The sequence below is a fragment of the Gilliamella sp. Pas-s27 genome (assembly GCF_009795865.1).
Lineage (GTDB): Bacteria > Pseudomonadota > Gammaproteobacteria > Enterobacterales > Orbaceae > Gilliamella.
Map to the genome: position 1 here is coordinate 91,366 of NZ_WTEW01000004.1, position 26,260 is coordinate 117,625.

General features: G+C 31.2%; 23 protein-coding genes. 20 read left to right on the forward strand and 3 right to left on the reverse strand.

The window, feature by feature from the left end; genetic code table 11:
- Positions 1 to 68: 68 nt before the first annotated feature.
- From GQ589_RS02885 to GQ589_RS02925, 9 genes are all read left to right on the forward strand, one after another.
- Positions 69 to 1,259, forward strand: a complete 1,191-nt coding sequence (locus GQ589_RS02885) for a DUF6708 domain-containing protein (RefSeq protein ID WP_160424497.1) — start codon at positions 69 to 71, stop codon at positions 1,257 to 1,259.
- Positions 1,260 to 1,458: 199 nt separating this feature from the next.
- Complete coding sequence (locus tag GQ589_RS02890; protein WP_160424499.1) at positions 1,459 to 1,665, forward strand: hypothetical protein; 207 nt, start codon at positions 1,459 to 1,461, stop codon at positions 1,663 to 1,665.
- Between the two features lie 523 nt (positions 1,666 to 2,188).
- A complete protein-coding gene (locus tag GQ589_RS02895; RefSeq protein ID WP_160412545.1) occupies positions 2,189 to 2,821 on the forward strand; it encodes a glutathione S-transferase N-terminal domain-containing protein in 633 nt (210 codons plus the stop codon).
- 47 nt (positions 2,822 to 2,868) lie between these two features.
- Positions 2,869 to 3,273, forward strand: a complete 405-nt coding sequence (locus GQ589_RS02900) for a ClpXP protease specificity-enhancing factor (protein WP_160424502.1) — start codon at positions 2,869 to 2,871, stop codon at positions 3,271 to 3,273.
- A gap of 842 nt (positions 3,274 to 4,115) precedes the next feature.
- Positions 4,116 to 5,177 carry a dTDP-glucose 4,6-dehydratase gene (rfbB, locus tag GQ589_RS02905; RefSeq protein WP_160412541.1) on the forward strand — a complete coding sequence of 354 codons (1,062 nt, stop codon included), beginning with the start codon at positions 4,116 to 4,118 and terminating at the stop codon, positions 5,175 to 5,177.
- Positions 5,178 to 5,190: 13 nt separating this feature from the next.
- The gene (gene rfbA / locus GQ589_RS02910; RefSeq protein ID WP_160412561.1) at positions 5,191 to 6,057 is read left to right on the forward strand and encodes a glucose-1-phosphate thymidylyltransferase RfbA; all 867 of its coding nucleotides are present in this window, start codon (positions 5,191 to 5,193) and stop codon (positions 6,055 to 6,057) included.
- Between the two features lie 13 nt (positions 6,058 to 6,070).
- A complete protein-coding gene (gene rfbC / locus GQ589_RS02915) occupies positions 6,071 to 6,601 on the forward strand; it encodes a dTDP-4-dehydrorhamnose 3,5-epimerase (RefSeq protein ID WP_160424504.1) in 531 nt (176 codons plus the stop codon).
- Positions 6,602 to 6,608: 7 nt separating this feature from the next.
- Positions 6,609 to 7,472: a dTDP-4-dehydrorhamnose reductase gene (gene rfbD / locus GQ589_RS02920; RefSeq protein ID WP_160412537.1), complete on the forward strand. Its 864-nt coding sequence runs from the start codon at positions 6,609 to 6,611 to the stop codon at positions 7,470 to 7,472.
- A gap of 8 nt (positions 7,473 to 7,480) precedes the next feature.
- Entirely contained in the window at positions 7,481 to 8,482 is a 1,002-nt protein-coding gene (locus GQ589_RS02925) for a hypothetical protein (RefSeq protein ID WP_160412535.1), read from the forward strand.
- Between the two features lie 11 nt (positions 8,483 to 8,493).
- Here the strand turns inward: GQ589_RS02925 and GQ589_RS02930 are convergent, their stop codons facing one another.
- Positions 8,494 to 9,513 (reverse strand): glycosyltransferase, encoded by a 1,020-nt coding sequence (locus tag GQ589_RS02930; RefSeq protein ID WP_160412533.1) that lies wholly within the window; start codon positions 9,511 to 9,513, stop codon positions 8,494 to 8,496.
- 222 nt (positions 9,514 to 9,735) lie between these two features.
- On the opposite strand from GQ589_RS02930, the gene msbA (GQ589_RS02935) reads away from it, so the two are divergent.
- Genes msbA (GQ589_RS02935) through GQ589_RS02950 form a run of 4 tightly spaced genes read left to right on the forward strand, consistent with a single transcriptional unit; the run spans position 9,736 to position 15,653 of the window.
- Positions 9,736 to 11,472 (forward strand): lipid A export permease/ATP-binding protein MsbA, encoded by a 1,737-nt coding sequence (gene msbA, locus GQ589_RS02935; RefSeq protein WP_160412530.1) that lies wholly within the window; start codon positions 9,736 to 9,738, stop codon positions 11,470 to 11,472.
- A 13-nt stretch (positions 11,473 to 11,485) separates the two neighbouring features.
- On the forward strand, positions 11,486 to 13,258 hold the full coding sequence (msbA, locus tag GQ589_RS02940; protein ID WP_202115008.1) for a lipid A ABC transporter ATP-binding protein/permease MsbA: 1,773 nt from the start codon (positions 11,486 to 11,488) through the stop codon (positions 13,256 to 13,258).
- 36 nt (positions 13,259 to 13,294) lie between these two features.
- The gene (locus GQ589_RS02945) at positions 13,295 to 14,413 is read left to right on the forward strand and encodes a glycosyltransferase family 9 protein (RefSeq protein WP_160412528.1); all 1,119 of its coding nucleotides are present in this window, start codon (positions 13,295 to 13,297) and stop codon (positions 14,411 to 14,413) included.
- Positions 14,414 to 14,444: 31 nt separating this feature from the next.
- Positions 14,445 to 15,653 (forward strand): glycosyltransferase family 9 protein, encoded by a 1,209-nt coding sequence (locus GQ589_RS02950; RefSeq protein ID WP_237399171.1) that lies wholly within the window; start codon positions 14,445 to 14,447, stop codon positions 15,651 to 15,653.
- A gap of 11 nt (positions 15,654 to 15,664) precedes the next feature.
- Here the strand turns inward: GQ589_RS02950 and GQ589_RS02955 are convergent, their stop codons facing one another.
- Positions 15,665 to 16,615, reverse strand: coding sequence for a glycosyltransferase family 8 protein (locus GQ589_RS02955; protein ID WP_160424508.1), 951 nt, complete (start codon positions 16,613 to 16,615; stop codon positions 15,665 to 15,667).
- 145 nt (positions 16,616 to 16,760) lie between these two features.
- Here GQ589_RS02955 and GQ589_RS02960 point away from each other — a divergent pair, with 145 nt between their 5' ends.
- The 4 genes from GQ589_RS02960 to tsaB all read left to right on the forward strand — a co-directional run bounded on the left by GQ589_RS02960 (position 16,761) and on the right by tsaB (position 21,636).
- Positions 16,761 to 17,738 (forward strand): glycosyltransferase family 8 protein, encoded by a 978-nt coding sequence (locus GQ589_RS02960; RefSeq protein ID WP_160400046.1) that lies wholly within the window; start codon positions 16,761 to 16,763, stop codon positions 17,736 to 17,738.
- A gap of 11 nt (positions 17,739 to 17,749) precedes the next feature.
- The gene (locus tag GQ589_RS02965; protein ID WP_160412520.1) at positions 17,750 to 18,724 is read left to right on the forward strand and encodes a glycosyltransferase; all 975 of its coding nucleotides are present in this window, start codon (positions 17,750 to 17,752) and stop codon (positions 18,722 to 18,724) included.
- A gap of 295 nt (positions 18,725 to 19,019) precedes the next feature.
- Positions 19,020 to 20,924, forward strand: coding sequence for an ATP-dependent DNA helicase (locus tag GQ589_RS12505; RefSeq protein WP_160412519.1), 1,905 nt, complete (start codon positions 19,020 to 19,022; stop codon positions 20,922 to 20,924).
- Positions 20,925 to 20,955: 31 nt separating this feature from the next.
- Positions 20,956 to 21,636 carry a tRNA (adenosine(37)-N6)-threonylcarbamoyltransferase complex dimerization subunit type 1 TsaB gene (tsaB, locus tag GQ589_RS02975; protein WP_160424510.1) on the forward strand — a complete coding sequence of 227 codons (681 nt, stop codon included), beginning with the start codon at positions 20,956 to 20,958 and terminating at the stop codon, positions 21,634 to 21,636.
- Between the two features lie 49 nt (positions 21,637 to 21,685).
- Here tsaB and GQ589_RS02980 read toward each other — a convergent pair whose 3' ends face one another.
- Positions 21,686 to 21,952 carry a GrxA family glutaredoxin gene (locus GQ589_RS02980; protein WP_091119919.1) on the reverse strand — a complete coding sequence of 89 codons (267 nt, stop codon included), beginning with the start codon at positions 21,950 to 21,952 and terminating at the stop codon, positions 21,686 to 21,688.
- A gap of 401 nt (positions 21,953 to 22,353) precedes the next feature.
- Between GQ589_RS02980 and GQ589_RS02985 the strand changes: the two genes are divergently transcribed.
- The 3 genes from GQ589_RS02985 (at position 22,354) to folD (ending at position 26,175) form a co-directional block, all read left to right on the forward strand.
- Positions 22,354 to 23,868, forward strand: a complete 1,515-nt coding sequence (locus GQ589_RS02985) for a hypothetical protein (protein ID WP_237399172.1) — start codon at positions 22,354 to 22,356, stop codon at positions 23,866 to 23,868.
- A gap of 696 nt (positions 23,869 to 24,564) precedes the next feature.
- Positions 24,565 to 25,254, forward strand: coding sequence for a DUF2884 family protein (locus GQ589_RS02990; RefSeq protein ID WP_160424515.1), 690 nt, complete (start codon positions 24,565 to 24,567; stop codon positions 25,252 to 25,254).
- 69 nt (positions 25,255 to 25,323) lie between these two features.
- Complete coding sequence (folD, locus tag GQ589_RS02995; protein WP_160424517.1) at positions 25,324 to 26,175, forward strand: bifunctional methylenetetrahydrofolate dehydrogenase/methenyltetrahydrofolate cyclohydrolase FolD; 852 nt, start codon at positions 25,324 to 25,326, stop codon at positions 26,173 to 26,175.
- The last annotated feature ends 85 nt before the right edge of the window (positions 26,176 to 26,260 follow it).

Below are 26,260 nucleotides of genomic sequence, written 5' to 3' on the forward strand. Positions count from 1 at the left end.
CGTGATCAATTTGATGACTTAACCGAGGAGCTAAGTGAGTTTAATCAAGCAGTACAGGGGACATTTTAATGTATATTGGTGAATATTTATTTTGGTTCAGTAGTGCAATTAAAACCGCAACGCGTAAAAAATTGAAAATGGGCTATTTTAGTGGTGATATGAAGTTAAGCGAAGTCGCCAAAGATTATACCAAAGAGTCAGTCAGTAATAACCCACGCCCGATTGGGCCTTATTATGCCTATAACGATCGCTATTTAGAGATAAGAGGGGGAATGTTTGAAAATTTTCGGGGGATTATTACTTGGATTAGTTTTGCTATATTTTTTATTATAGCATCAGGAGGTTATTTCGCACTTAAAGTGGCTTTAAAATTATACAATAATGAATGGGATAATTATAAAATTGGTTCTGGAATATTTGCAATGGTATTTTTTGCAATCATTTTTTTAGTCTCTACTTATTTATGCATCCGCTACTTCCGTTATATCTGTCGCTTGGAGTTATTCACGCTTCGCCATATTCGGGTACGGTTTAATCGGGTAACACGGCAAGTGTATGTACAACGCCCTAAATATTGTGGCGGTACTGCAGTGTTTAAATGGGAACATATTATGCCCGCTAATTTTGGCGAGACAGGCTCGGATATGGGCGGTACCAACTTAGTTAATGTGTTCTCCTTTCACCCTTATAAAACTGGCTTTCCAGTTGCACAGTCCGTAGGCGTAGGCAAAAACACTTATGATCCTCAAGATTATAAAGACGAGTGGGAATTTATCCGCCGTTATATGGAAGACGGTCCCCAAAATCTGCCCAAACCACGCCTAAGCACCCATTTACCGATGCCCTTTCATGGTATTGAAGGGCATATGAGCCCTATGATTCATCTGGTAAAAAATAACCCTAGTGTGATCATCATTTTAATGTTAATTCCTGTCTTTTTAATCTTATTGCCATTTTATACGGTGGGTTACTTTATTTCGGAATGCCTATGCTGGCAACCTCGTTGGCCAAAAGTGATCAGGCAAGCTGGTAAACTGGGTAAACCGCTACCAAAAGAAACGACCCTATCAGATTACCCACCCGATGTACAAAAGGCGATTTTAGATAGTAGCCAAGAGTGGGGCGTGATTGATGATGAAACAGGCGAACTTATTGACTATGGTCAATTTAAAAGACCCAAGAAAAAAGCCAGCCGAAAAAGAAAAACAAAAATAGCAAAACAAGCTGAAAAGCCAATAAAAGAGAGTTCAGAAGATTAATTGGTAAGATTAGATCAAGACTGCTTGAGTAAAGATTCTAAACGTGATCATTTTGATGACTTAACTAAAGAGTTAAACGAGTTTTACCAAGCAATTCAGGGGACATTTTAATGTATATTGGTGAATTTATATTGTGGTTAGGTAGTGCAATTAAACCTGAAATCCGTAAAAAATTGAAAAAGATTATTCTGATAACTCAATGAAATTAAGCGAAGTCGCCAAAGATTATACTAAAGAGTCGGTCAGTAATAATCCACGCCCTATTGGGCCTTATTATGCCTATAACGATCGCTATTTAGAGATACGAGGGGGGATGTTTGAAAATTTTCGGGGGATTATTACTTGGATTAGTTTGGCTATATTTTGGATCGGCTACACTAATTCATACAACTTGTTTAAGGGATAAGGTAAACTTTTGGTGTCGACATGCAACATTTCACTAGGATAGGTTTTGTTATAACGTTTAGCTTGAGGTCCTAATTTATCTTCAATTGGCTTTTCGACTTTAATTAAGCTTTCTTTAGCTCGTTATAAATGGTCGGGTGATTGACTATAAAGCGTTTTGACACATCAATGACAGTTATTTTTTCTTTATGGTATAAGCTCCATATCTCTTGTTTGTGATAAGTCGTTAGTTTTATTTTTTATGCATATTCATTACAGTAGATTCTCAAATTCTGTAAACAACGCGAGGAATTCATATAGATAAATAGGTATCTATAAAAGCTAATAAAATTATTTAACTTAATGATATAAAATAACTTAACAATTGTTATATTAAATTATATTTTTTTCTAAAACTTTTTGTTTTCATTACAAATTAATGAAAAAGGATATAATAAAATTAATTTTTTTAACAAATTTGTTATCTAATTTGCTAGAATAGCAAGCAAATAGACTTATTTTAATTTTTACAAATTGGAGTGGATATGGTTGTTGCTGTTAATAAACGTTCTGTAATGACATTATTTTGTGATACAACAGATATTTACGGGCATCAGATCCGTTTTGTTCTAGCAGAAAAAGGGGTAACTGCCGAAATCGAGTTTGTAACGGCAGATAATTTACCACAGGAATTATTGGATCTTAATCCTTATGCTTCAATTCCAACATTAATTGACCGCGATCTTACGTTATACGAACCTCACATTGCTTTAGAGTATCTTGATGAACGTTTCCCTCATCCACCATTAATGCCTGTTTATCCAATTGTTCGCGCTAATTCACGATTAACAATGTATCGTATTAAAAAAGAATGGTATAGCGCTTACGAAACAATTATTGCCGATCCTAATAGCGATGCTGCTAAAATAGCACGGAAGAATCTTATTGATGATCTTGTTTCAATTTCGGTTATGTTTAAAGAAAAAAACTATTTTATGAGTGATGATTTCACATTATGTGATTGTTATTTTGCTCCATTGCTTTGGCGCTTACCATTACTTGGTATTGAATTACCCAAAGTAGCTGAAAAGAATTACCTAGCTTATATGGCACGAATTTTTGAACGTCCAGCTTTTGTTAATTCATTAACTGAAGAAGAAAAAAGAATAAGATCATAATCAATTAAATTTATTTTTTTATAATAACCTTAAACAAGGTAACCTTAATGGAATTTGAACAAATGTCTCCACGTCGCCCTTATATATTTAGGGCTTTTTATGATTGGATTTTAGATAATGAATTGACACCTTATATTGTGGTTAATACATCAGTACATGGTGTATTAGTGCCACAAGAATTTATCCAAAACAATCAGATAGTATTAAATATTGCGCCACAGTCAGTTGGACAATATTTAGCAACTAATGAGCAAATTGAGTTTAATGCTCGCTTTTCAGGTGTCCCTCAACACATTGTAGTTCCAATGGCGGCCATCGAAGCAATTTATGCTCGTGAAAATGGTGTAGGAATGGGATTTGAAGATGAACCTCAATATAAATCAAATCAAAAAACACCATTACAACAAGAAACAGTTACTAAAAAAGCAAATCCATTCCGTGTTGTTAAATAGCTATTTTTTATTATTTAATAAGATGCTTTTTAATTAACTAATCTAAACTATAAATATTACTATTGCCCGCAAATAAGCGGGCAATAATAGCGTTACTTTATAAACAAAATTATAAATATATTTTTTATCAAATTTAGTTTGATAAAAGAGAATAACAAGTAACAAATATTGTCTTGAAATATAAAGAATAAATCATTTTAAATTAATATGTTATGTATTGATTTATCTTTTAAAAAATTATTCATAATTTTTTTTTAATTTGTATCTAAAAAAACAGACAAATTAGTTGCTTTTTTATTAACTTAGCTCGTTGTTGTAGTGAACATATATAGTGTTAATTATATTGCTTGAACATTATTTTAATAGCAATGACGGTAGTGGTTTAAGCGTCATACACTTCCAGATGCCAGCCAATACGGTTGAAGGATGGGTAATATTAAATAAAAAAGGTTTTGATGGGCTAAAACTGGTCACAAAACCAAGAAATTTTTCTCCAAATCAAATAGGATCACAATAGCTACTTGCCCACAAACGATGGAAAAGCTGAAAGAGTGATACGAACATTAATGAAGATGTGACATAATCAACAAGTATTTAGCAATTCAAAAGAAAGAAAACAAAAACAAAAACCCAAACGCTTTATTAATTTTTATAATATCGTTAACTCCCGTAAAGCGATTTCGGGAAAAGTATCTTATGAGTTTTTAGAGGATTATTTAAATCATGAAGTGTAAACAACTCGGCATTTTCCTACATATAATGATTAATAACTAATTCTAAATATTGCTATTTATTGGCTTTGTTATTATTATTCCATGCATAAGATTTTAGAGGGTTAATTAATGAAAGTTATTGTTACAGGAGGAGCTGGTTTTATTGGTTCTGCTGTTGTGAGACATATTATTGAACAGACTAATGATGAAGTATTGGTTATTGATAAATTAACTTATGCTGGGAATTTGGAATCATTAGATAGCGTATCAGAGAATAAACGATATCATTTCAAACAAATCGATATTTGTGATAGAAAGGAACTTAATGTTGTTATGGCTGGCTTTTGCCCTGATGTTATTATGCACTTAGCTGCCGAAAGCCATGTTGACCGTTCTATTGATAATCCTTCTACATTTATAGAAACCAATATAATAGGTACTTATACTTTATTAGAAGCATCTTTAGCCTATTGGAAAACATTAGATGCAACCAAACAATCTATATTTCGTTTTCATCATATTTCAACTGATGAAGTGTATGGTGATCTGCATGGAACAAGTGACTTATTTACTGAAAAAACACCGTATTCTCCAAGTAGTCCTTATTCAGCCTCCAAAGCCTCTAGCGATCATTTAGTCCGTGCGTGGCATAGAACCTTTGGTTTACCTACAATTATTACTAACTGTTCAAATAATTATGGTCCATACCATTTTCCAGAAAAACTAATCCCATTAATGATACTTAATGCTCTTGAAGGTAAGCCGTTGCCCGTATATGGTAATGGCCAGCAAATTAGAGACTGGTTATATGTCGAAGATCATGCAAGAGCACTTTATCTTGTTGCTACTAAAGCAAAAGTAGGTGAGACTTATAATATTGGTGGGCACAATGAACAAAAAAATATTGATGTTGTAAATATTATTTGTGAATTACTTGAAGAACTCATTCCAAATAAGCCTGATGGTGTTAAGTGTTATAAAGATTTGATTACTTATGTTACTGATCGACCAGGTCATGATCAGCGTTATGCTATTGATGCATCAAAGATCTATCAAGATTTGGGTTGGAAACCACAAGAAACATTCCAAACTGGAATGCGTAAAACAGTAGAATGGTATCTACAAAACAAACAATGGTGTGATCATATTAAAGATGGCTCATATGCAAGATCCCGACAAGGAATTATTTAATATAGGTAAATTTATGAAAGGTATTGTATTAGCTGGTGGGTCAGGAACCCGTCTTTATCCCATAACTCGAGGTATTTCGAAACAGTTATTGCCTGTTTATGATAAGCCTATGATTTATTATCCTTTGTCTGTACTTATGCTTGCCGGTATTCGCGATGTTTTGATTATTACCACTCCTGATGATTTACCCATGTTCCAACGATTATTAGGTAATGGCTCACGATTTGGTATAAAGATCAGTTATGCAAAACAACCTAAACCGGAAGGATTAGCCCAAGCTTTTTTAATCGGTGAGGAGTTTATTCAAAAACAACGCTGTTCTTTAGTGTTAGGTGATAATTTATTTTTTGGTGAAAGCTTTGGCAAAAAATTAGCAAGAGTTGTAGCTCAAAAAGAAGGTGCAACAATTTTTGGTTATCAGGTGCTGGATCCTGAAAGATTTGGTGTAGTTGATTTTGACGAAAATTTTAAAGTATTATCCATTGAGGAAAAACCAGCCAAGCCAAAGTCCAACTGGGCAGTAACTGGTCTTTATTTTTATGATGAAAATGTAGTTGAAATGGCAAAACAAGTCAAACCATCTCGTCGCGGAGAATTGGAAATTACGACTCTTAATCAGATGTATTTGGATGCAGGACTGTTAAATGTTGAAATTCTAGGACGTGGTTTTGCTTGGCTTGATACAGGTACACATGACAGTTTGCTTGAAGCATCATCGTTTGTTCAAGTGATAGAAAAAAGACAAGGACTCAAAGTTGCCTGCCTTGAAGAGATTGCTTATCGTAATGGTTGGCTGAGCGCTGAACAGGTGAAGGAAGAAGCCATTAGTTCAGGTAAAACATTATATGGGCAATATTTAGCAAGATTGATAGAACAATAGAATAGGTGGGCAAATGGAAGTTATTTCAACGAATATTGCAGATGTAAAAATTATAAGACCGAAAGTGTTTGGTGATGAACGGGGCTTTTTTCTTGAAACTTTTGAACAAAAACGATACCAAGAAATGCTAGGTATAGAACTTAATTTTGTTCAAGATAACCATTCCCGTTCACAAAAAGATGTGTTAAGAGGATTACATTTTCAAAAGGAAAATCCTCAAGGTAAACTAGTTCGAGTTGTTAGAGGTGAAGTTTTTGATGTGGCTGTCGATATTCGTAAAGATTCCCCAACTTATGGAGAGTGGGTTGGCGTTACCTTAACTGAAGATAATAAAACACAGTTGTGGATACCTCCTGGACTTGCTCACGGTTTTGCTGTACTGTCAGATATTGCCGACTTTGAATATAAATGTACTAACTATTATGATCCTAAGTCAGAAGGGTGTCTATTGTGGAACGATCCAACAGTAAATATCAGTTGGCCGATTTCAAATCCATTATTATCGACAAAAGATAAGTTAGGTAAAATATTACAGGAGTTATAGTTAATTGATGAAAGTTTTATTAACTGGCGCTAATGGCCAGTTAGGGAAATGTTTTAAAGATATTTACCCTACAGATTGGCAATTACTTATTACTAGCAGTCAACAACTAGATATAACTGATAAATTAGCTGTCGATAATTTTATTGCCGAGCATAGACCTGATGTTATTGTAAATGCTGCAGCATATACAGCAGTAGATAAGGCCGAAGATGAATATGAATTAGCTTATAGAGTTAATGCTCTCGGTCCTAAGAATTTAGCAATTGCTGCCCAAAAATATCATGCAAAGCTAGTTCATGTTTCGACTGATTATGTTTTTGATGGTACAAAAAGTTCCCCTTATTTAGAGGGTGATTTAACCAATCCGATTAATGTCTATGGTGAGACTAAACGAGCAGGTGAATTGTTTGTCTTAGATAATTATTCTTCTACGATTGTAATTAGAACTTCCTGGGTGTTTAGTGAGTATGGCAATAATTTTGTCAAAACTATGCTTAAGTTAGCAGGCGAGAAATCAGAACTGTCGGTTATAGATGATCAGATTGGTAATCCAACTTATGCTGGAGATATTGCAAAAGTAATTATTCAGCTTATAGAAATAAATGCTGATGGCGGAATTTATCATTATTGTGGTGATGAATCTACATCATGGTTTTTATTTGCTAAAAATATTTTTGATATAGCATTAGATCAAAATTTATTATTTCAGATTCCTGTTGTTTCCCCAATTAATTCTCAATCTTTTCCCTCTAAAGCTAAAAGACCGTTATATTCTGCGATGAGTATGGATAAAATTAAAAAATACCATTTATCAGGTTCAAATTGGAAAGAAAAATTAATTTCTTGTATTTCTAAGATTAAATCTATTTAGGCTATTCAATGACTATTTATTTTGCTGAATGGAATGCTGATTATGAAAAGCATATGGTTAATGTCTTAAAATCTGAATATGATGTTGTTCTTTTTAATAAATTAATGAAACATTTTAGAGATATTAATCTTATATTGGATAGAAAGAAACTACCTAGACAATGGTTTATCAAACTCCACCAATTCATAAAGTTAAGGTCATTAGAATCTGATGATATTTTATTGTGTAGCGGTTTTGCTATTTCTGGATTCATTGACTTAGTCAAAAATCTTCAATGTCATAAAGTTTTAGTGTTGCGTGATACTATTGAAGTATTAAATCATAGCATGAAAAACAAAAAAAAATGGTTATGTCAACATGAAGATTATGTGGATAAAATAACCCCATTTTTTGACAAGATTTATAGCTTTGATTTTGATGATTGTCGAAAGTACAATTTTACATATTTAAATCAATTTTTACCATTTACTTTTTCAGAGATGAAAGAATTGAGGGTAAATTCTAACCATTTTTGTAATACTATAAAAACTTGCTTTTTTATAGGAGAATATTGGGAAAATAGAGTCAAAGTTATTAATAGAATTGCCCCTATATTAAACCGAAATGGTTATCAAACAGATTTTAATTTAATCAATTATAAATCAACACAAACAACTCATTCACTAGAACAATCTTGTCATTATAAATTAGGGGAAAAGATTAGCTATTTCGAAAATATAGAAAAGGTAAAGCAAAGTGATATTATTTTAGAAATAGGACAGATTGGTCAAACAGGTGTGACATTAAGAGCGATAGAAGCTATTTTATTTAATAAAAAATTAATTACGACTAATAAATCTATAAAAAAATATGATTTTTATTCGCCAGAGCAAATTTTTGTTCTTGATGATGAAAATTATAAAAATATTGAAGTTTTTTTGAAATCTAAGTTTACACCTGTTACGTTAGATATTTTGCATCAATATAGTCCAGATGCAATGTTAAACACAATTACTAATAATTTTTTATAAAAATTATGTTATTAGTGTTTTATTTTTTTTATACAATATATTATATAACAAATAAAACCAGATAATAATTTTCTCTGATGCAGTTTATGCTTTGCACAATATCTCATTTGTGTCGCTGTCATGGCCGATAGAAGAGGTGTTGATTTCCATAGAGATGCTGATTTAGCATCAATAAAGTATTGTGAGCATTTATAATCTCTAGCCCATTTGTGCCATGGTTTGGTTGGTCCAATGTAATGTATTAGTATTGTTTCATCTGAAATGGGTGAGTAACAGTTAATGTTTGATTTATATTTTAATTCGTAATTAATGCTGACTTGTTGATTATATTTTCTATCAAGATACTTAACTTTTTCTAGCAATATAATATTTAATACATCTTGATCCAAATGCGTGAGTTTCCCTGAACGATTTGAATCGGAAAGTAACTCTAATGCTTTGTTATTTACATTAAATTCTTGCCATTTTTTCAGATTAATTAGCAAAAATCCTGCATTGAAGTAACCTGACGATAATTTATGCTCATCAAGTCGAATAGCACATTTGTTCCACCATATTGGATCTTTTTCTGTCACTACATAGGCGATATTATTATCAAAATTTAACGTACATAATTCTTTTAATGAACCTTTGCATATGATATCGGCATCTAGATAAAGAATTTTATCTATTTTTCCATAAAAATAATCTGCCACAATAAATCTAAAATAGGTCGCAATTGTCCAATTTTTAGTAGTTGGTAAGCATGATAATCCATTGTCATCAACTAAATAAATTGTTATGGTTGTCCTATAGTTATCGGTAAGTTGCTCTAGTTTTTTTTCAAGATCATTGTTAATGTAATTTGTGAATATATGAAAACTGAAACATAAACTAGGGTTAGTTAATAAAATGGAAGTAATAGAAGTGGCACAACCTAAAAAAAAGTTTTTATCAATGCCATATGCGATGTCTAGTTGATTAACGTTATTGTTATTTCTAGCTCCAAATATTATCATTTTTTTTATGATTCTGTTTGCATCGAAATACATAGTCAATTTCCTATCACATCGTTTTAAATTAATTATTATCTAATAACTGATTACTTAACCAAGTATTTAATATTGTAAGAATCATTTAAGAAACTTACTTAATATTACTTCATTATATAGATAAAACAAATTTTTTCTAGTTGAAAAGAGTTGTAATAAAATTTCAAATTAATAGACTATGTATAGTATAATCACTCTTCTGATTAATTTTTTTACTTTATTATGTCTAATAAATATAGCTCATTGAATACCATTAAACAATTGTGGCCGTTTATTAATCCACATAGAAAAGCGTTAATTGTTGCAATTATTGCACTTTTGATCAATGCTGCAACTGACGCAACACTAATCTCGTTAACAAAACCCCTATTAGATAACGGGTTAATGGATAAAAATTATGAGTTATTAATTCTTTTTTCGATTGGTATTATAGGGTTAATTGCATTACGAGGATTATCTAACTATTGTTCTACTTATTGTCTTTCTTGGTTATCTGGTAAGGTTGTAACCAAATTTAGACAGTTGATTTTTAATCACTTAGTTAAAAGTCCCACCAGTTTTCTTGATAAGAATCCTATTGGTGAGCTTGTCACTGTAATCACTTATAATACTCAATTATTATCAAAAGCTTCATCTGATGCTCTTATTATTTTAGTAAGGGAAATTGCTTATGCTATCGGTTTATGTATCGTTATGTTTTATGGTAATTGGAAATTAGCTTTAGTTTTAATTATTGTTGTACCGTTAGTTATTTTTATAGCCCAATTTATTGCAAAAAAATTTCGAAATACACTTGTTTCTATGCAAAAAGGGATAGGTAATATTACAACTGCTGCGGATGAAATGTTGAAAGGGCATAAAGAAATTTTAATTTTTAATGCTCAAAAATATGAAAAAGAAAATTTTTATTCAATCAATAAGATTTTTAGGAAAAGCATTTTAAAAATTGTACTTGTATCAGGTTTATCAACACCGATCATTCAATTAGTTGCTACATTGGCTTTAGGATTAATTTTATTTCTTGTTGCAAGTCAAACTTTAGATATTACACCGGGATCATTTACTGTTGTTTTTTCTGCTATGGTTGCGGTAATGCGCCCTTTGAGGGAGTTAACTAGTGTTCATTTGGAATTACAAAAAGGCGCTGTTGCTTGCGAATCACTATTCGGGCTTTTAAATTTACCACTTGAAGAAGACAATGGAAAAATTGAGTTAATTAGAGCAAAAGGTGATATTGAGTTTTGTCAGGTCACTTATACTTATCCAACAAGGACATCACCATCTTTAACTAATATTAGTTTTAAAATTAAAGAAGGCGAAACGGTTGCTTTAGTAGGACGTTCAGGTGCAGGTAAATCAACGATAGCAAGCCTCATCCCTAGATTTTATGATATACAAAAAGGCGAGATACTACTAGATAGTATTAATATTAACGATTATACACTTGCTTCATTGCGTAAGCAAATAGGCTATGTTTCGCAAAAAGTTCATTTATTTAATGGCACGATAGCTGAAAATATAACTTATGGTGCTAAAAATCAATATACTCAAGAGGATGTTATTAATGCCGCTAAACAAGCTAATGCAATGGAGTTTATCGAAAAATTAGAACATGGGTTGGATACTGAGATTGGTGATAATGGTGTTTTATTATCAGGTGGACAACGACAAAGAATCGCTATAGCAAGAGTACTTTTACGCGATAACCCTATCTTAATTTTTGATGAAGCCACCTCGGCATTGGATAATGAATCTGAACGATTTGTTCAGCAGGCTATAGAGCATTTACAGAAAAATCGAACCTCAATTATTATTGCACATAGATTGTCAACAATTGAAAAAGCTGATCGTATACTAGTTATTGATGATGGTTCGGTAATAGAGGAAGGTTCTCACAGTTCATTATTACTTCAAAATGGCATTTATGCCAAGATGTATCAAATGCAATTTAATTCTTAAAGCAAAAAATATTATGAAAAAAAATAATAATCAATCAATAAACAACGATATTGATCGAGACATATCCACATGGAAGACGTTTTCTAAGTTATGGCCTTATATTGCTAAACATAAGTTTATTCTGTTTTTATCAATAATTTTGCTTATTTTTAGTGCGTTTGCCGATACTTCTCTTATTGCGTTGTTACAGCCTTTACTTGATAAAGGATTTGTTGAAAATGATCAGCATTTTTTGATGATGGCGCCTTTTTATATCTTTGGGCTAGTGTTGCTTCGTGGTATTGCAAATTATGGATATGCTTTCTTTTTATCTTTGATTTCTACTAAAATTGTACTTAATATTCGTCAGCGCCTTTTTAATCATTTTGTTAATGCACCAGTCAGTTTTTATGATCAAAACTCTACAGGAAGGTTGTTGTCTCGTATTACTTATGATACTGATCAAGTTGCCTCATCATCATCAGATGCTTTGATAACAATAGTACGTGAATCAGCGTTTATTTGTGGTTTATTTTATACTATGTTTAGCAATAGTTGGCAGTTGTCTTTATCGTTGATTATCATTACGCCAATTGTTATTGGGTTAATTACTTTTATTTCTGTGAAATTTAGACGTTTAGCCAAAAATATGCAAAATTCAATGGGCAGTGTCACAATGTCTGTTGAACAGATGTTAAAAGGTCATCGGGAAATTATCCTTTTTGGAGCTCAAGATGAAGAGTCAAAAAACTTTGATAAAGTAAATAATAAATTTCGTCGAGATGGTATGAGATTAGTTTCTATTTCAGGATTATCAACACCAATTGTTCAACTTATTATTTCGTTTGCTATCGCTTTTGTCTTGTTAATGGCAAGTAATCCTGATTTAAGCATTAGCCCAGGACAATTTACAGTCGTTTTTTCTTCACTAGTAGCGTTAATGCAACCAATAAAAAGCTTAACCAGTGTTAATGCAGATTTTCAAAAAGGTATGGCGGCTTGTCAAACGTTATTTGCTATTTTTGAACAACCAATTGAGAAGGATAATGGAAAAATCAATATTGAGCGGGTTAAAGGCAATATTGAATTTAAACATGTGACTTTTACCTATGAAAATAGACAAGAGCCAGCACTACAAGATATTAGTTTTTTAGTAGAGCCATGTAAAACGGTTGCTTTAGTTGGACGATCTGGTTCAGGAAAAACAACTATCGCAAGTTTGCTCACTCGTTTTTACGATATAAGTGAAGGTAAAATTTTAATCGATAATAATAATATTCAAGATTTAACTTTATATAGTTTACGTAATCAAATTGGATTAGTTTCACAAAACGTGCATTTATTTAATGATACTGTTGCAAATAATATTGCTTACGGAAAAGTAGGCGAATATTCTCAAGAAGAAATTGAAGAAGCTGCTAAAAAAGCGTATGCATATGATTTTATTATAGGACTTGAAAATGGATTTAATACAATAGTGGGAGAAAGTGGTGTGCTATTATCTGGTGGTCAACGGCAACGTATTGCAATCGCAAGAGCTTTATTACGAGATACGCCAATTTTAATACTTGATGAGGCCACTTCAGCTTTAGATACCGAATCAGAGCAAGCAATTCAAAAAGCCCTGGACGATCTTCAGAAAGGGAGGACATCAATAGTGATCGCACATCGACTATCAACTATTGAAAATGCAGATAAAATATTGGTAATTGATAATGGTAAAATTATTGAACAAGGCAACCATCAAACGTTGTTATCAATGGATGGTTTATATGCAAAATTATACCAAGGAAACTTTGTGATTTAATATAGATGATTTTTGCATTATAGGATATTGAAAGGAATGGCAAATAAATTACTAGAATGTATTAAATACTTAAATAGGCAACGAAATTTAAAGATAAAACCTTTTAAATTGGCTATTAAATTAGCATTAATAAATCGAAAAAAAAAACAACGATCGACTTTTATTCTTGAACAATATCGTTCTGTAGCCATTCTGATGAATGATCAAGGAATTGGTGATGCAATAGTCACTTCCTATTTAATTCATTATCTCAGAGAAAATAATTTTAAAGTATATGTAGTAGTAGAAAAGAGAATTGCCTTTCTTTTTGATAAATTTATTTTGGTGGATGGTGTTTTGTCCTACGATAGGAATAAAGGTGTAAAACAGATAGAAGAACAATTACAGAATATAAAGATTGACGTTGTAATAGATCTTGTCGATAAAGGCCCAAATAGTGTAAGGCGTGCTCAAATAATTCAAGCTATTAATCCATTACATACGATTGGTTTTAATCAAGAAAAATATAAATTATATGATACATCAATTTTCTATCAAGAATACAAATCACATATTTCAACACGAAGCCAAAAAATACTTGAATTAATGAGTATTGAATCAGCTCCCATAAAGTACTTTGTTAATATTCCAACAGAAGCCGAATTTTCAGCGAGAGATTTTATAAATCCTTTTCTTACTTCAAAAAAAAATATCATTATTTTCAACCCATATGGTTCAAATCAGGCGAGAAGTTTTTCTAATTCCCAAATTGATATCATTTTATCGTTTTTGTCTCAATATGATAATTGCATAACAATTATTATTGGCGAACCAAGTACAATTTCTCATATTAAAACTAAAAAAAATATTGTTATTAACCCATTAGGTTCTTTTTTTCAAAGTGTAGCTTTGGTGAAGTTTTCAAATTTAGTGATTTCTGTTGATACTTCAATTGTACATATTGCTTCTATTTATGATAAAAAAATGCTTTGTGTTTATAACAATAGGATGATTGATAATGTATTTATTAATAATTTTGTCTGGGCGCCAAATTATCCTAATGCAAAACAAATATTTACTAATGATAATTTAGGTACAGGGCTTGGTGATCCCATAGCGAATCTTGATATTAGTATCATGCTCGAACAATTAAAATTAGAAATAGAAAAATTATAAAAAATTGATCAAAAGAATGAGAATAACTTTGATGGATTTCAAGCAAAAATTGCGGCAGTTAAATTGGAAACGTAATTTTATTACTAAAAAAATTAAATATATTTTATATATAAAAGTTTTGTTTATTTTTACTATTTTTTTGAAAAAGAAAAAAACACTATTTAATACTAGTAAGATAAAGAAAGTACTTGTTATTAGAAATGATTGTATTGGGGATATGATAGTTACAACACCATTTATCCGATATTTGGCTGATAAAGGATATGAAGTTTATATATCTTCTCGAAAAAGTAGCTTAGAAATTTTAGATAACAATCCACATATAACGGGTTGTTTTTTGTATAATGATAAAAGTTTGGGCAAGTTAATTAACTCACTAAAAATGGTTAGAAAATATGAGTTTGACTTGGCAATTGATGCACGATTTCACAGGCGATTAGATATAAAACATTTGTTTTTTTGTTGTTTTGTGAGAAGTACACATTTACTTAGTTACAATAAAAGCAATATAAAATCATTCAATATTTCTTTGCCTTATTATCAGCCAGAAGATCATGTTACAAATCAACTTAAATATTATTTAACATACCTTAATATTAAACATAGTTCGTTTAATTACGAAATTTTTATTGATTCTGTTAAAGAAAAAAATGTGGACATATTTATTACTCATAATATTAAACCCCAAAATAAATTTGTCGTAATAAACCCCTATGGTAGTTCAAACTATCGTTGTTTATCTGTGCATCAGATTAAAATGTTGTGTGATTTATTAAAAAACTGCCATCAAGATTATAAAATAATATTAATTGGTCAAGGTAAAAAATTTGATAAATTAGTTATACCAGATTGTGTTAAATTTCAGTCTCCTACAATTTCTGATGTCATTCCTTTAATAAAAAAAGCAGATTTAGTTATTAGTGTTGATACATCAATAGTACATATTGCTTCAGCTTTTTCAACTAAGTGTATTTCAATTTATATGGAGCCACCGCCTCCTAACTCAAATAGTTTGAAATCTGTTTACAGTCGAGAATTGAGTAATTATAAATATTTACAGCAAGATTTATTTTTAGATAAAAAATATATAAAAAAATACACCCCGAATCTTAACTTGCAAGTAAATAGTCATATTTGGTCACCCAACGATATAAATGGAAAACAAATTGTTTTTTATGTTAATAGTATGGAAAAGATTGACCCTGATAATTTAATAGGGGCAATTAGTAAATATATCTAAGTGATTTAGATCTAATTTTTAAATTTATTGATTAAATAAAGCAAATAATACTTTAAGGCAGTGACGAATTTTTTCTCTTTTATGTTGTTTTTGGCATAAATACGATAATCATTAATACGCATTTTATGCTTATAACTTTTAAGCGGGTTATTTGCCCATGGCGTAAAATGCTTATAAAAACAATAAATATTTTGCGCAAGCCCAGTGTGTTCTTGATACCACATTTTTCGTGCACCAGTAAAATGTACAATGTATGGTAACGTGCTTTTATTATAAAAGAATGTTTCTTTTTGTTTATCATTCATCCAAGTAAATAAATAATTCCAATTCGGATCGATAAATAATACCTGATGCTGTAAAACTATATTTAATGCATCTTGATCTGGATAAATTAATTCTTTTTGTTCTAATGATAATAATATTTTATTCGTTTTATTTTCGGTATCAAACTTCATCCAGTTATCAACATTTATATATAAGAACCCAGAGTTAAAATAACAATCAGAAGTTAGTTCTAGTCTTTCTTGGTTTTTTAACATATTTTGTTCATCTAGTGAGTCCGGTGTTACTGCACAAATAACTGAATCTATATTAGTATTTAAAATTGGAGATATATCAGCAAAACATAACACATCCGCATCTAAATAAATAAATTTATCGACAATGCCATGTAATAGTCTTGGAACGGATAATCGGATATACATCGATCGATTAATATGTTGTACTTTGTTATTTTTTGTATCTGAGTACTTATTTAATTCATCGGCAGGAATTGAATAGAGCGTAATTGATGAGCTAATTTGTTGTAATTTTTCTTGTTCTTCTATAGTTACATCATATAAAAAAACATGAAAATGAATATCATTATGCATATTATTAAGTATGATAGAGGTAATTGAAACACCTACATGTTCAAGATAATTTGAATCTGTGCAATATGCAATATTAATACTCTTATCCATTTCTAATGCTCTTTAAAACTTAACGCTGTTATTTAGTCATTACTAACAGGATATGTCAATATAAAATTGATTATTACTTCATTGTTTAATTTAACGTATGTTACAATATTACAAATTTTTAATCATGGTTTTAAAAAAGTATACGATGAAAGAAAACCTTTTTATCAGTAAAATTACAACATTATTTAATAATACCATAGAATCCTTACAGTCTACACATATCGCTTTTTGCTTTGATGATAATTATGCAATGCCAGCAGGTATTGCTATGTCTTCAGTCATTTTAAATAATCCAGATAAAAACTTAGTTTTTCATTTATTTGCTAATAACGTATCGAATGAGAAAATCATAAGGTTTAATCAACTAAGTAAAGAAAATGTGACTATAATTTGTTATGAAATTAGTGATGATTTTTCTATTAATCCTGATACTTTAGTGCTGCATGTTTCGGCATCAACGTGTTTACGATTTGTTGTTCCACAAATTTTAAATAAAGTGACTTCTAGGGTTTTATATCTGGATTGTGATGTTTTATGTACTAGTAATCTTAATGAATTAATTAACACTGATTTAACGAATAAATATTCTGCGGTCGTCCCTGATGTTGATAAAACACAAGAAAAACAATGTACCGCTTGTAATATTCCATTAGGTGAATATTTTAATGCAGGTATGATTTATATTAATACGGATATGTGGGTGCAAAACAATCTTACAGACAAAGCATTTGCAATGATTAATAGTGGTCAAATATATAAGTTTGCTGATCAGGATGTATTAAACATTTTAATGCAAGGAAAAACCGTATTTTTACCTCGTTGTTTTAATAACTTAACTTCATTGACAGTTGGTGGGCAAGAAGACAATCTTATCAGTAAAGATACCGTTATTATTCATTATGTAACGGGTAATAAACCTTGGTACCAGCTTTATATAACACCTCTTTATCAAAGTTATATCGCTTCCTCGCCGTGGGCAAAAGATAAATTATTACTTGCCAATGAAAATGCTCCTTCAACGACAAGGCGATATGCTAAACTTCTTGCAAGCCAACATAAATATTTTTCTGCTTGTAAGTATTATTTATTGTATTTGAAACATAAAGCGTTCAAAAAGCATTAAGGATTAGTTGTGTGATTGATGTTGATAAGTTTATTCATAAACGAAATAAATTATTATTGTGTAATTCATTAAATAATACACCTGTATTACATATTTTATTATGTTTTGATAATAATTATGCGCTATCGGCAGGTGTCGACGTTATCTCTGTTATTGAAAATAACAAAAACCAGCAGATTCATTTTCATCTTTTTACACATAATATTTCAAAAGAGAATAGAAAAAAATTTGCAGATATTAAATCAGGTGATGTTTCTATCACCGAATATGTCATTAATGATCAGTTTAAAATAGACTCCAGAAATACTGAACAGTTTCCAATTTCAGCTTGTGTTCGATTAATTGCGCCGATAATTTTAAAAGATGTTACTGAAAGGTTGCTTTATATTGATAGTGATACACTCTGTATTCAAAATTTAGCATTTATTTATAATACTAATTTAGATTCAGCAGTCGTTGCCGCTGTTGCTGATGCCCCCTATATGCAAGAGTCCCAATGTGCTAAATATCACGTAATGTTTGGTACGTATTTCAATTCAGGAGTTATGTTAATTAATATTCCACTTTGGTGTCAGGAAGATATTACAACTAAAACGCTAACGCTATTAAATAGTGGTGAAAAATATCAATATCCAGATCAAGACGTATTAAATATTGCAATAGGTGAAAAAAGAATCATATTAGCAAAAAAATATAATAATCTACTAGCGTTATCAATAAATGGTAATGAAGATTCGAAAGTTCCAGACGATACAGTATTAATTCATTATATTACTAAAAATAAACCTTGGCATCAGCCTTATCGTTCAAGATTATTCGATTTTTATTTGCAAAAATCGCCATGGAAAAATGATGAACTGCCTTTATATAGTTGTAAAAAAACATCTTCAATACGAGCCTATTCTCGATTAATGTTTAAACAGAAAAAATATTTATCGGGAATTAAGCATTATTTAATTTATTTGAAAACCAAACTGGCAAAATAAATTTATTATTGATTATTTAGCTTTTTAAGCGTTGAACACTATCTATTTTTAATGGGTAATGTTCAAAATAAAAAACAACCGTATTCGTCTTAAAATATACCTATATATCTTTTTCTCTTTGTTACTGGTATAGTACGGCAATTATTTGCATTGTTAATTATTCAATTCAGCAATAATAAATTCACCTCATTTTGGAAATGAGTCATTATATTTTCATAACGTTTTATTTTTCTTAGAATATATTTTCTTAATTTTATTGGTGTGTTGAACTTAGCTTTTTATTGGGTATATTTAAGTGATTGATGATTTTGCAGAGGATGGTTTACTTGCTAAGGCTATAGAGGGGTTTGTGGCAAGAGAGCCACAACGCAATATGGCAAGTAAAGTCTCTGAATCAATAAAAAAACAGCATTCTCTTGTGGTTGAAGCAGGAACAGGGACGGGTAAAACTTTTGCTTATTTAGTACCCGCACTGCGTAGTGATAAAAAAGTAATACTTTCAACTGGCTCTAAAAATTTACAGGAACAGTTATTCAGCAAAGACTTACCAATAATAAAAAAAGCATTAAATTACACAGGCAAAATAGCTCTACTTAAAGGTCGAGCTAATTATCTTTGTTTAGAAAGAATGTATCATCAATATGCAGCAGCAGGTGACCTTGATAAGCAGTTACGCGCTGATTTAGCGCGTGTTAAAAATTGGTCGATTAAAACCAAAGACGGGGATATTAGCAAATGCACAACTGTCACAGAAGATAATTCTATTTGGCCAATATTAACAAGCACAAATGATAATTGTTTAGGAAGTGATTGTGAACATTATAGTGATTGTTATGTTGTCAAAGCGCGCAAACGAGCTTTAAATGCAGATATTGTTGTGGTTAACCATCATTTGTTTTTAGCTGATGTCGTGGTAAAAGATACCGGTTTTGGTGAACTAATTCCTAAAGCAGATGTTATGATTTTTGACGAGGCTCATCAATTACCCGATCTTGCTTGTCACTATTTTGGAGAACAGCTAACCAGCCGTCAACTTTTTGATCTAGCAAAAGAAATTAATTTAGCTTATCGTACCGAAGTCAAAGATATGTCTCAGCTACAGCAATGTGCTGATAAACTACAAAAGTGTACGCAAGACTTGCGAATTGTTATTAGTCAACAGCCACCAAAAGGTAATTTACGGTTTTTATTTAACCAAGAAGCGGTTAAAAAAGAGATTTCTTATCTTGTCGATGCACTAGATTTTTGTCACGAAGTTTTGTTATTAGCCGTTGGACGTTCGACAACGTTAGACAACTGTCTTGAACGCATTAAGCAATATACTATGCTTTTAAAGCGATTACAGCAAACCAATATAACAGGTTTTAGTTACTGGTATGAAAGTAGCTATAACTCCTTTATCTTTGCTTTAACACCGCTGTCTGTGGCTGATAAATTTACAGAATTACTTACTGAACGTAAAGGTAGTTGGATTTTTACGTCTGCAACGTTATCGGTTGATAATCAATTAGATTATTTTACTAAACGTTTAGGGCTAACTAATGCTGATTCGCTAATATTAGAAAGCCCATTTGATTATATTAATCAGACGATTTTGTGTGTTCCACGTTATATTCCATCACCAAACGAACAAGGTAACGCTGAAAAATTAGCCAATATTTTATTGCCCGTTATTGAAGCTAATAATGGACGTTGTTTCTTTTTGTGTACCTCATACGCAATGATGAATGCACTGGCTAAACAGTTTCGAGAATTAACCAAATTACCCGTACTCGTGCAAGGCGAAACCAGTAAAGTTAAATTGCTTGAACAGTTTATTCATACTGGCAATGCGTTACTTATTGCTACCAGCAGCTTTTGGGAAGGGATTGATGTTAGAGGTGATACACTCTCATGTGTTATTATAGATAAATTGCCGTTTACCTCGCCTGATGATCCGTTAATTAAAGCTCGTATGGAAGATTGTCAAATGCAGGGAGGGGATGCATTTAATGATGTACAATTGCCGGAAGCTGTTATCACCTTAAAACAAGGTGTAGGGCGATTAATTCGTCATCACAATGATCGTGGTGCAGTTATTATTTGTGATAATCGTTTAGTAATGCGACCCTATGGTGCAACATTTATTAATAGCTTACCGTCGTCACCAAGAACACGGGATATAAAGAAAGTTATAAGCTTTTTAACAACTAAAAGCTAAATGATAATAGATAAAATATTTTGGAAAAAACATGAGTACTATTTTAGCCATTGATACCTCAACAGAAGCTTGTTCGGCAGCTTTACTCTACCGTAACGAAATCACTCACGATTTTATTGTATCGGCACGTGATCATACGAAACAAATATTACCGATGGTTGACAGACTTCTTAAACAATCAGACTGTTCACTTACGCAAGTTGATGCAATCGCTTTTGGACAAGGTCCGGGTAGTTTTACAGGGGTTAGAATTGGTATTGGCGTGGCTCAAGGCTTAGCATTAGGTATTGATAAACCCATGATAGGTGTATCAACATTAATGACTTTGGCGCAGGGTGTTTATCGAACAACACAAGCAACAAATGTTATTGCCGCAATTGATGCTAGAATGAATGAGGTTTATTTAGGTCAATATCATTATGTTAACGAACAATGGCAAGCGGTTATTGCTGAGTGTGTTATTAGACCTGAAAAAGTAATCGAAACGGTGAAGCATATTAGTCAAGATGATTATTGTGCAGGTACGGGTTGGCAAACTTATCCTGATATGATTAATGGAGTAAAACAAAGCGACATCTTATTACCTCATGCCCAAGATCTTGTTGTTCTTGCTAAGAATAAATGGCAAAAGAATGAACTTGTGAATGTTGAAGATGTTGAGCCAACTTATTTACGTAATGAAGTGACTTGGAAAAAGTTACCAGGAAGATAAAATAAAAAAGCCACTTAAAGGTGGCTTTTAGCAAAAAATTGCGTGTTATTTATTCTTTAAAAAGTCCTAAATGCGCTTTTGCATAGGCTTCAAAATCAGTACAGCCACCGATTGGCTTTTCATCAATAAAGATTTGTGGTACTGTCTCAACAGGTTTACCAACGCTTTTAGAAAGATCTTCTTTAGTAATACCTTCAGCATTTATATCCACATAACGATAAGAAAAATCATCACGCTCTTGAGATAGTTTTTCGGCTAACTCTTTAGCTCGAACACAATAAGGACAACCTTGACGTCCAAAAATTACAGTATACATTTGTTACCTCGAATAAGTTGTTTTTAATATGTCATTACTATACGTTACTTTTAATTAAAAAAAAGTTGTTAAATATAGTTAATTTAATAGGGTGTACCTATTAATTATAGGGTTAGAAGAAATTTGGGTGCTATTTATGACGGCTTTAATATACTTATCTTTTTTATAATATAACGTTAATACATTAAAATAATTCCGTGTATTGAAATTCATCATTATACCATTAGCTATGCTTAACAAAAATTTACAAAAAAATAAGCAAAAGAAAATATTTTTTTCTTATAATACCTTTAATTAAGTTTTGTTTATACAGTACAGTGTAATTTTTCATATTTCATAAAACTAACTAATTATATAATATAAATAAATCGATAAAAATGAGTATAAGGAATGATAAAAATATGGTCTTAAATCTGGCATCGGGCAATTGTTGTTTTCATTTTATGTTTCAGTCAAACTTTTCATCTTTAGTTTTATTTTCTCATTTTAGACACATCTATTACAATTCAAACCTAACAGATAAAATCACGGTACTTATTGTTCATTTAAAGTGGAACTTAATTAAATTGATATTATTTTTATTATTGCAGTTGGTAATAGTGAATTCAGCTTATGCAATACTTTCCGCAACATCGGCCCATTTTATTGTCGGTAATGCACCTAAAGTCGTCGCATTAAACAGTGCAGATAAACAAGGCTTTAGAGTGGGTGGTACTTTTTATAGCGAAGCGGGTGGAAATATAAAAGCCGATGAAATTAAAGAATTTAATGGGAATTTAAGGTTTAATGATTTCGAGATTGTAGCATACACTTCACAAAACTTGGATAGAATTAATAATTATAGCGATATAGATGGCGATGATGCAGATGGAAATATCCCTTTTTTAATAGAACAAACGACATATGAATGGTATGACAATTCTGGTATAAGAATAAATAAAACCGAAACCAGTGATCCATTTAATAATATTATCGGTTGTGGCAGTGGTTATGCTATGCCTTTAAGGCTTATTATTAAAACTGATGTCAAAGCGCACTCGGCGTATGGTATTCCAGATGAAGGTGAGTCAATAACATTATCCAAAAGTTACCAAATAGCAGCAATGTCTGAATTGTGTTATGCTAAACCGAATGGAATTATTGCTCGCCCTAAAGAACAATGGATTGGTTATAATAGTGATAGAGGATCAGAAAGTTGGAATGATGAAAATCATACAAAGCCACATCCTATTCATGGAGGTGGTTTTACTGATGATTATGTACCAAATTATGGTTTTAAAGCTAATCCGACAATTTCATCAAATAAGTTTCCTACTACAGGTTTTCCAGGAGCTAAATTTCAATTAGTAATGACAGGGGCTCAAACTGATTATCTTTATCGAATAATTAGTAACCCAGGTAGTGGTGTGTCAATTGATGATAATGGTATTGTATTATTAAGGAATAAACCTACAGGAAATGTTACTATACGGGCGATCCTAAAAAGGGATACAGCGGTTTATCATGATTACACGTTTAACCCAACATTAGTTTGGTTAATTCCTCAGGGTAACAATTATATGGGTTGGGAAGCTGCAAAGCAACGATGTGGAGGAGTACAGAATCTTCCTTCTTTATCAATGTTTACCAATTCTCCACAAAATAGTATTGCTCCTAATACAGGTTGGCAGGGAATGCCTAATACATTTACTCGAGCAATTGGAGGAGGAGTATTTGCTGAATGGGGATATAGTGATATTAAAAGTTATCCTAATTCTCAATGGGGAGATTTTGCAAATGCAATGGATGGAAAAGCATTTTACTGGTCATCAAATATACATACTAAGAATTATTATATGTTTGTTGGCGATGCTAGGGCAGGAAATGTAAATACTTACGATATGAAATATCAGCATTTGGTTGCATGTAAAGGATAAATAATTAATGATTAAATTGCATAAAAAAACTGAAATCATTAGTGCTTTAAGGTAAGGGTAGAATATAAAAAGTGATATGGGACATATTAGGATGTAATTTTAAATAGTTATGATTTGCAAAAAATCCTTGTTTAGAGTTACAAGGATTTTATTTTTATATATCGAGATTCAATTTTTAATGCCAAGAATCAATAGTATTTACTAATATTTATGGTTTTTATTTAAATTGTAGTGAAATTTTGGAAGCAAGAATTAATAACAATAAGCTACATTATTTAATAATGTTAAAAACAAATAGTTGATTTATTCTGAATAGCTAAGATAGTGCTCTAAATCTTTATAATTTTTCCTGAATTATTTGAAATTTTTAGGATTTTTGGGGGGAAATCTGAACTAGCGTTAGTTTTAAATAAAATAATACATTATTTTTGACGATAATTTTTCTATAAATGCCACTTACATAATAAAAATGATAGCTTTTTATTTTTTTAAAATTTTTTGTAGTAAATCAACTAATGCATTAGGCCAAATTTTTATAGATATAAAAATATTTTCCTTTTTATAACATTGTAAGTATCTTTATTAAGCTCAATATGTCAAAAATTCCTTGTATGACTTGATATTAAATTCTATTTTATTATGTTTATTATCTTATAGTTTTGATAATCATTATTAATTAAATAGCTGGATATGAATATGTTAAAAGGATTATTATTGATTACTTTATTACTGCCTATCATTGCATTTGCTGCAAAAAAAGAGTGTGCGGTTAAACCTAGCTATGATATTACCATCAATAAAGAAAGCGTGCGTATTTTTAATAAAAAAGATGATTTAACTATCATGCAAAATGGTAATGTGGTTTTAAATAACAGATTAATTTCACCCAACCCATCATTACAAAAAAAACTAGTCTATTTTCAACAAGATTTACGCCAACAATTACCACTGTTAGAGCAGCAGTCGTTAAATTTATTGTTAGAAGTTAAAATAACTTTTGAACAGGCAATAAAAAATCACCTTAGCAATGATAGTGAACTAAAAAGTGAATTAAACAAATTATATAAACGTTTAGTTAAGTTGCTACATGGCTCAATTAGTACCGAAAATGGCAATACGCAGTTTTCTTACCAAAACTTCAATAATCTAAAAAAAGATGGAGAAGATATTGGTCAACACATTTTTTATAATGTCGTGGGTGGCAGTATTTTACATTTGAATTTTTTCAAAAATTTAAGCGCAATCAAGACTATTTCTAAAAATGAGTGGAAAGCGCAAAAACCGAAATTAAAGGCGTTTGATGCTCATATTTGTTCGGTTATTACCGATATTGATGGGCAATATGAGCAAATATTAACGCAACTTAAACAATCCATTCACAAGTAAATAGACATTAATAAAAACTTTTGCGAAAATGACGCCTTTACTATGATAGCTAAACGGAAACTTATGCTTATGAGTGCACAAATAATTGATGGTAAGGCGTTATCGCAACAAATTCGTAATGACATTGCCAGCAAAGTCAACAAGCGTGTTGAAAGTGGCTTATCTGTTCCTGGACTTGCTGTTATACAAGTAGGTTCAGATCCTGCATCAAAAATCTATGTCAAAAATAAGCAAAAGGCGTGCGACGATGTTGGTTTTGTTTCTTTTGCTTATGATTTCCCATCGGCTACTACCGATGAGTTGTTAGCATTAATTGATGAACTCAATCAACGTCCAGATGTGCATGGTATTTTAGTGCAACTCCCTTTGCCTGATAATATTGACAAAACCAAGGTTCTTGAACATATTGAACCAAGTAAAGACGTTGATGGTTTTCATCCTTACAATATTGGGCACTTATTACAACGTGACCCTATTTTGCGACCATGTACACCATATGGTGTAGTTAAAATGCTTGAATCAACAGGTATTAATCTATCAGGTTTAAATGCCACAGTGATTGGGGCATCTAGCATTGTTGGTCGTCCTATGGCGTTAGAGTTATTATTATTAGGCTGCACAACCACCATTACTCATAGCCGTACGGTTGATTTAGCAAAACATGTTAGCAATGCCGATATTGTTGTTGCAGGAGTCGGTATTCCTAACTATGTTAAAGGGGAATGGATTAAACCTGGGGCAATTGTTATTGATGTTGGTATTAATCGCTTGCCTGATGGTAAACTTGTTGGTGATGTTGAGTTTGATGTTGCCGTTAATCGAGCTGGTTGGATAACCCCAGTTCCTGGTGGTGTTGGTCCTATGACTGTTGCTATGTTGATGAGTAACACGCTTGAAGCTTGTGAAAAGTTTAGCAAGTAACTAAAATTAATGTAGTTAAAATTAATGTAGTTAAAATTAATGTAATCTCATTGTTTGGAATTTATCAATTTACGTTAAATTAAAG

Coding starts and splice junctions, on each gene's coding strand:
- GQ589_RS02955 (WP_160424508.1), bottom strand. CDS start 16,615: ATGGATAAGAGTATTAATATTGCATATTGCACAGATTCAAATTATCTT.
- GQ589_RS02895 (WP_160412545.1), top strand. CDS start 2,189: ATGGTTGTTGCTGTTAATAAACGTTCTGTAATGACATTATTTTGTGAT.
- GQ589_RS02930 (WP_160412533.1), bottom strand. CDS start 9,513: ATGTATTTCGATGCAAACAGAATCATAAAAAAAATGATAATATTTGGA.
- rfbA (WP_160412561.1), top strand. CDS start 5,191: ATGAAAGGTATTGTATTAGCTGGTGGGTCAGGAACCCGTCTTTATCCC.
- GQ589_RS02900 (WP_160424502.1), top strand. CDS start 2,869: ATGGAATTTGAACAAATGTCTCCACGTCGCCCTTATATATTTAGGGCT.
- GQ589_RS02890 (WP_160424499.1), top strand. CDS start 1,459: ATGAAATTAAGCGAAGTCGCCAAAGATTATACTAAAGAGTCGGTCAGT.
- GQ589_RS02985 (WP_237399172.1), top strand. CDS start 22,354: ATGGTCTTAAATCTGGCATCGGGCAATTGTTGTTTTCATTTTATGTTT.
- GQ589_RS02960 (WP_160400046.1), top strand. CDS start 16,761: ATGAAAGAAAACCTTTTTATCAGTAAAATTACAACATTATTTAATAAT.
- GQ589_RS02925 (WP_160412535.1), top strand. CDS start 7,481: ATGACTATTTATTTTGCTGAATGGAATGCTGATTATGAAAAGCATATG.
- GQ589_RS02885 (WP_160424497.1), top strand. CDS start 69: ATGTATATTGGTGAATATTTATTTTGGTTCAGTAGTGCAATTAAAACC.
- GQ589_RS02980 (WP_091119919.1), bottom strand. CDS start 21,952: ATGTATACTGTAATTTTTGGACGTCAAGGTTGTCCTTATTGTGTTCGA.
- folD (WP_160424517.1), top strand. CDS start 25,324: ATGAGTGCACAAATAATTGATGGTAAGGCGTTATCGCAACAAATTCGT.
- GQ589_RS02990 (WP_160424515.1), top strand. CDS start 24,565: ATGTTAAAAGGATTATTATTGATTACTTTATTACTGCCTATCATTGCA.
- tsaB (WP_160424510.1), top strand. CDS start 20,956: ATGAGTACTATTTTAGCCATTGATACCTCAACAGAAGCTTGTTCGGCA.
- rfbB (WP_160412541.1), top strand. CDS start 4,116: ATGAAAGTTATTGTTACAGGAGGAGCTGGTTTTATTGGTTCTGCTGTT.
- GQ589_RS02950 (WP_237399171.1), top strand. CDS start 14,445: ATGGATTTCAAGCAAAAATTGCGGCAGTTAAATTGGAAACGTAATTTT.
- msbA (WP_202115008.1), top strand. CDS start 11,486: ATGAAAAAAAATAATAATCAATCAATAAACAACGATATTGATCGAGAC.
- rfbC (WP_160424504.1), top strand. CDS start 6,071: ATGGAAGTTATTTCAACGAATATTGCAGATGTAAAAATTATAAGACCG.
- msbA (WP_160412530.1), top strand. CDS start 9,736: ATGTCTAATAAATATAGCTCATTGAATACCATTAAACAATTGTGGCCG.
- GQ589_RS02945 (WP_160412528.1), top strand. CDS start 13,295: ATGGCAAATAAATTACTAGAATGTATTAAATACTTAAATAGGCAACGA.
- rfbD (WP_160412537.1), top strand. CDS start 6,609: ATGAAAGTTTTATTAACTGGCGCTAATGGCCAGTTAGGGAAATGTTTT.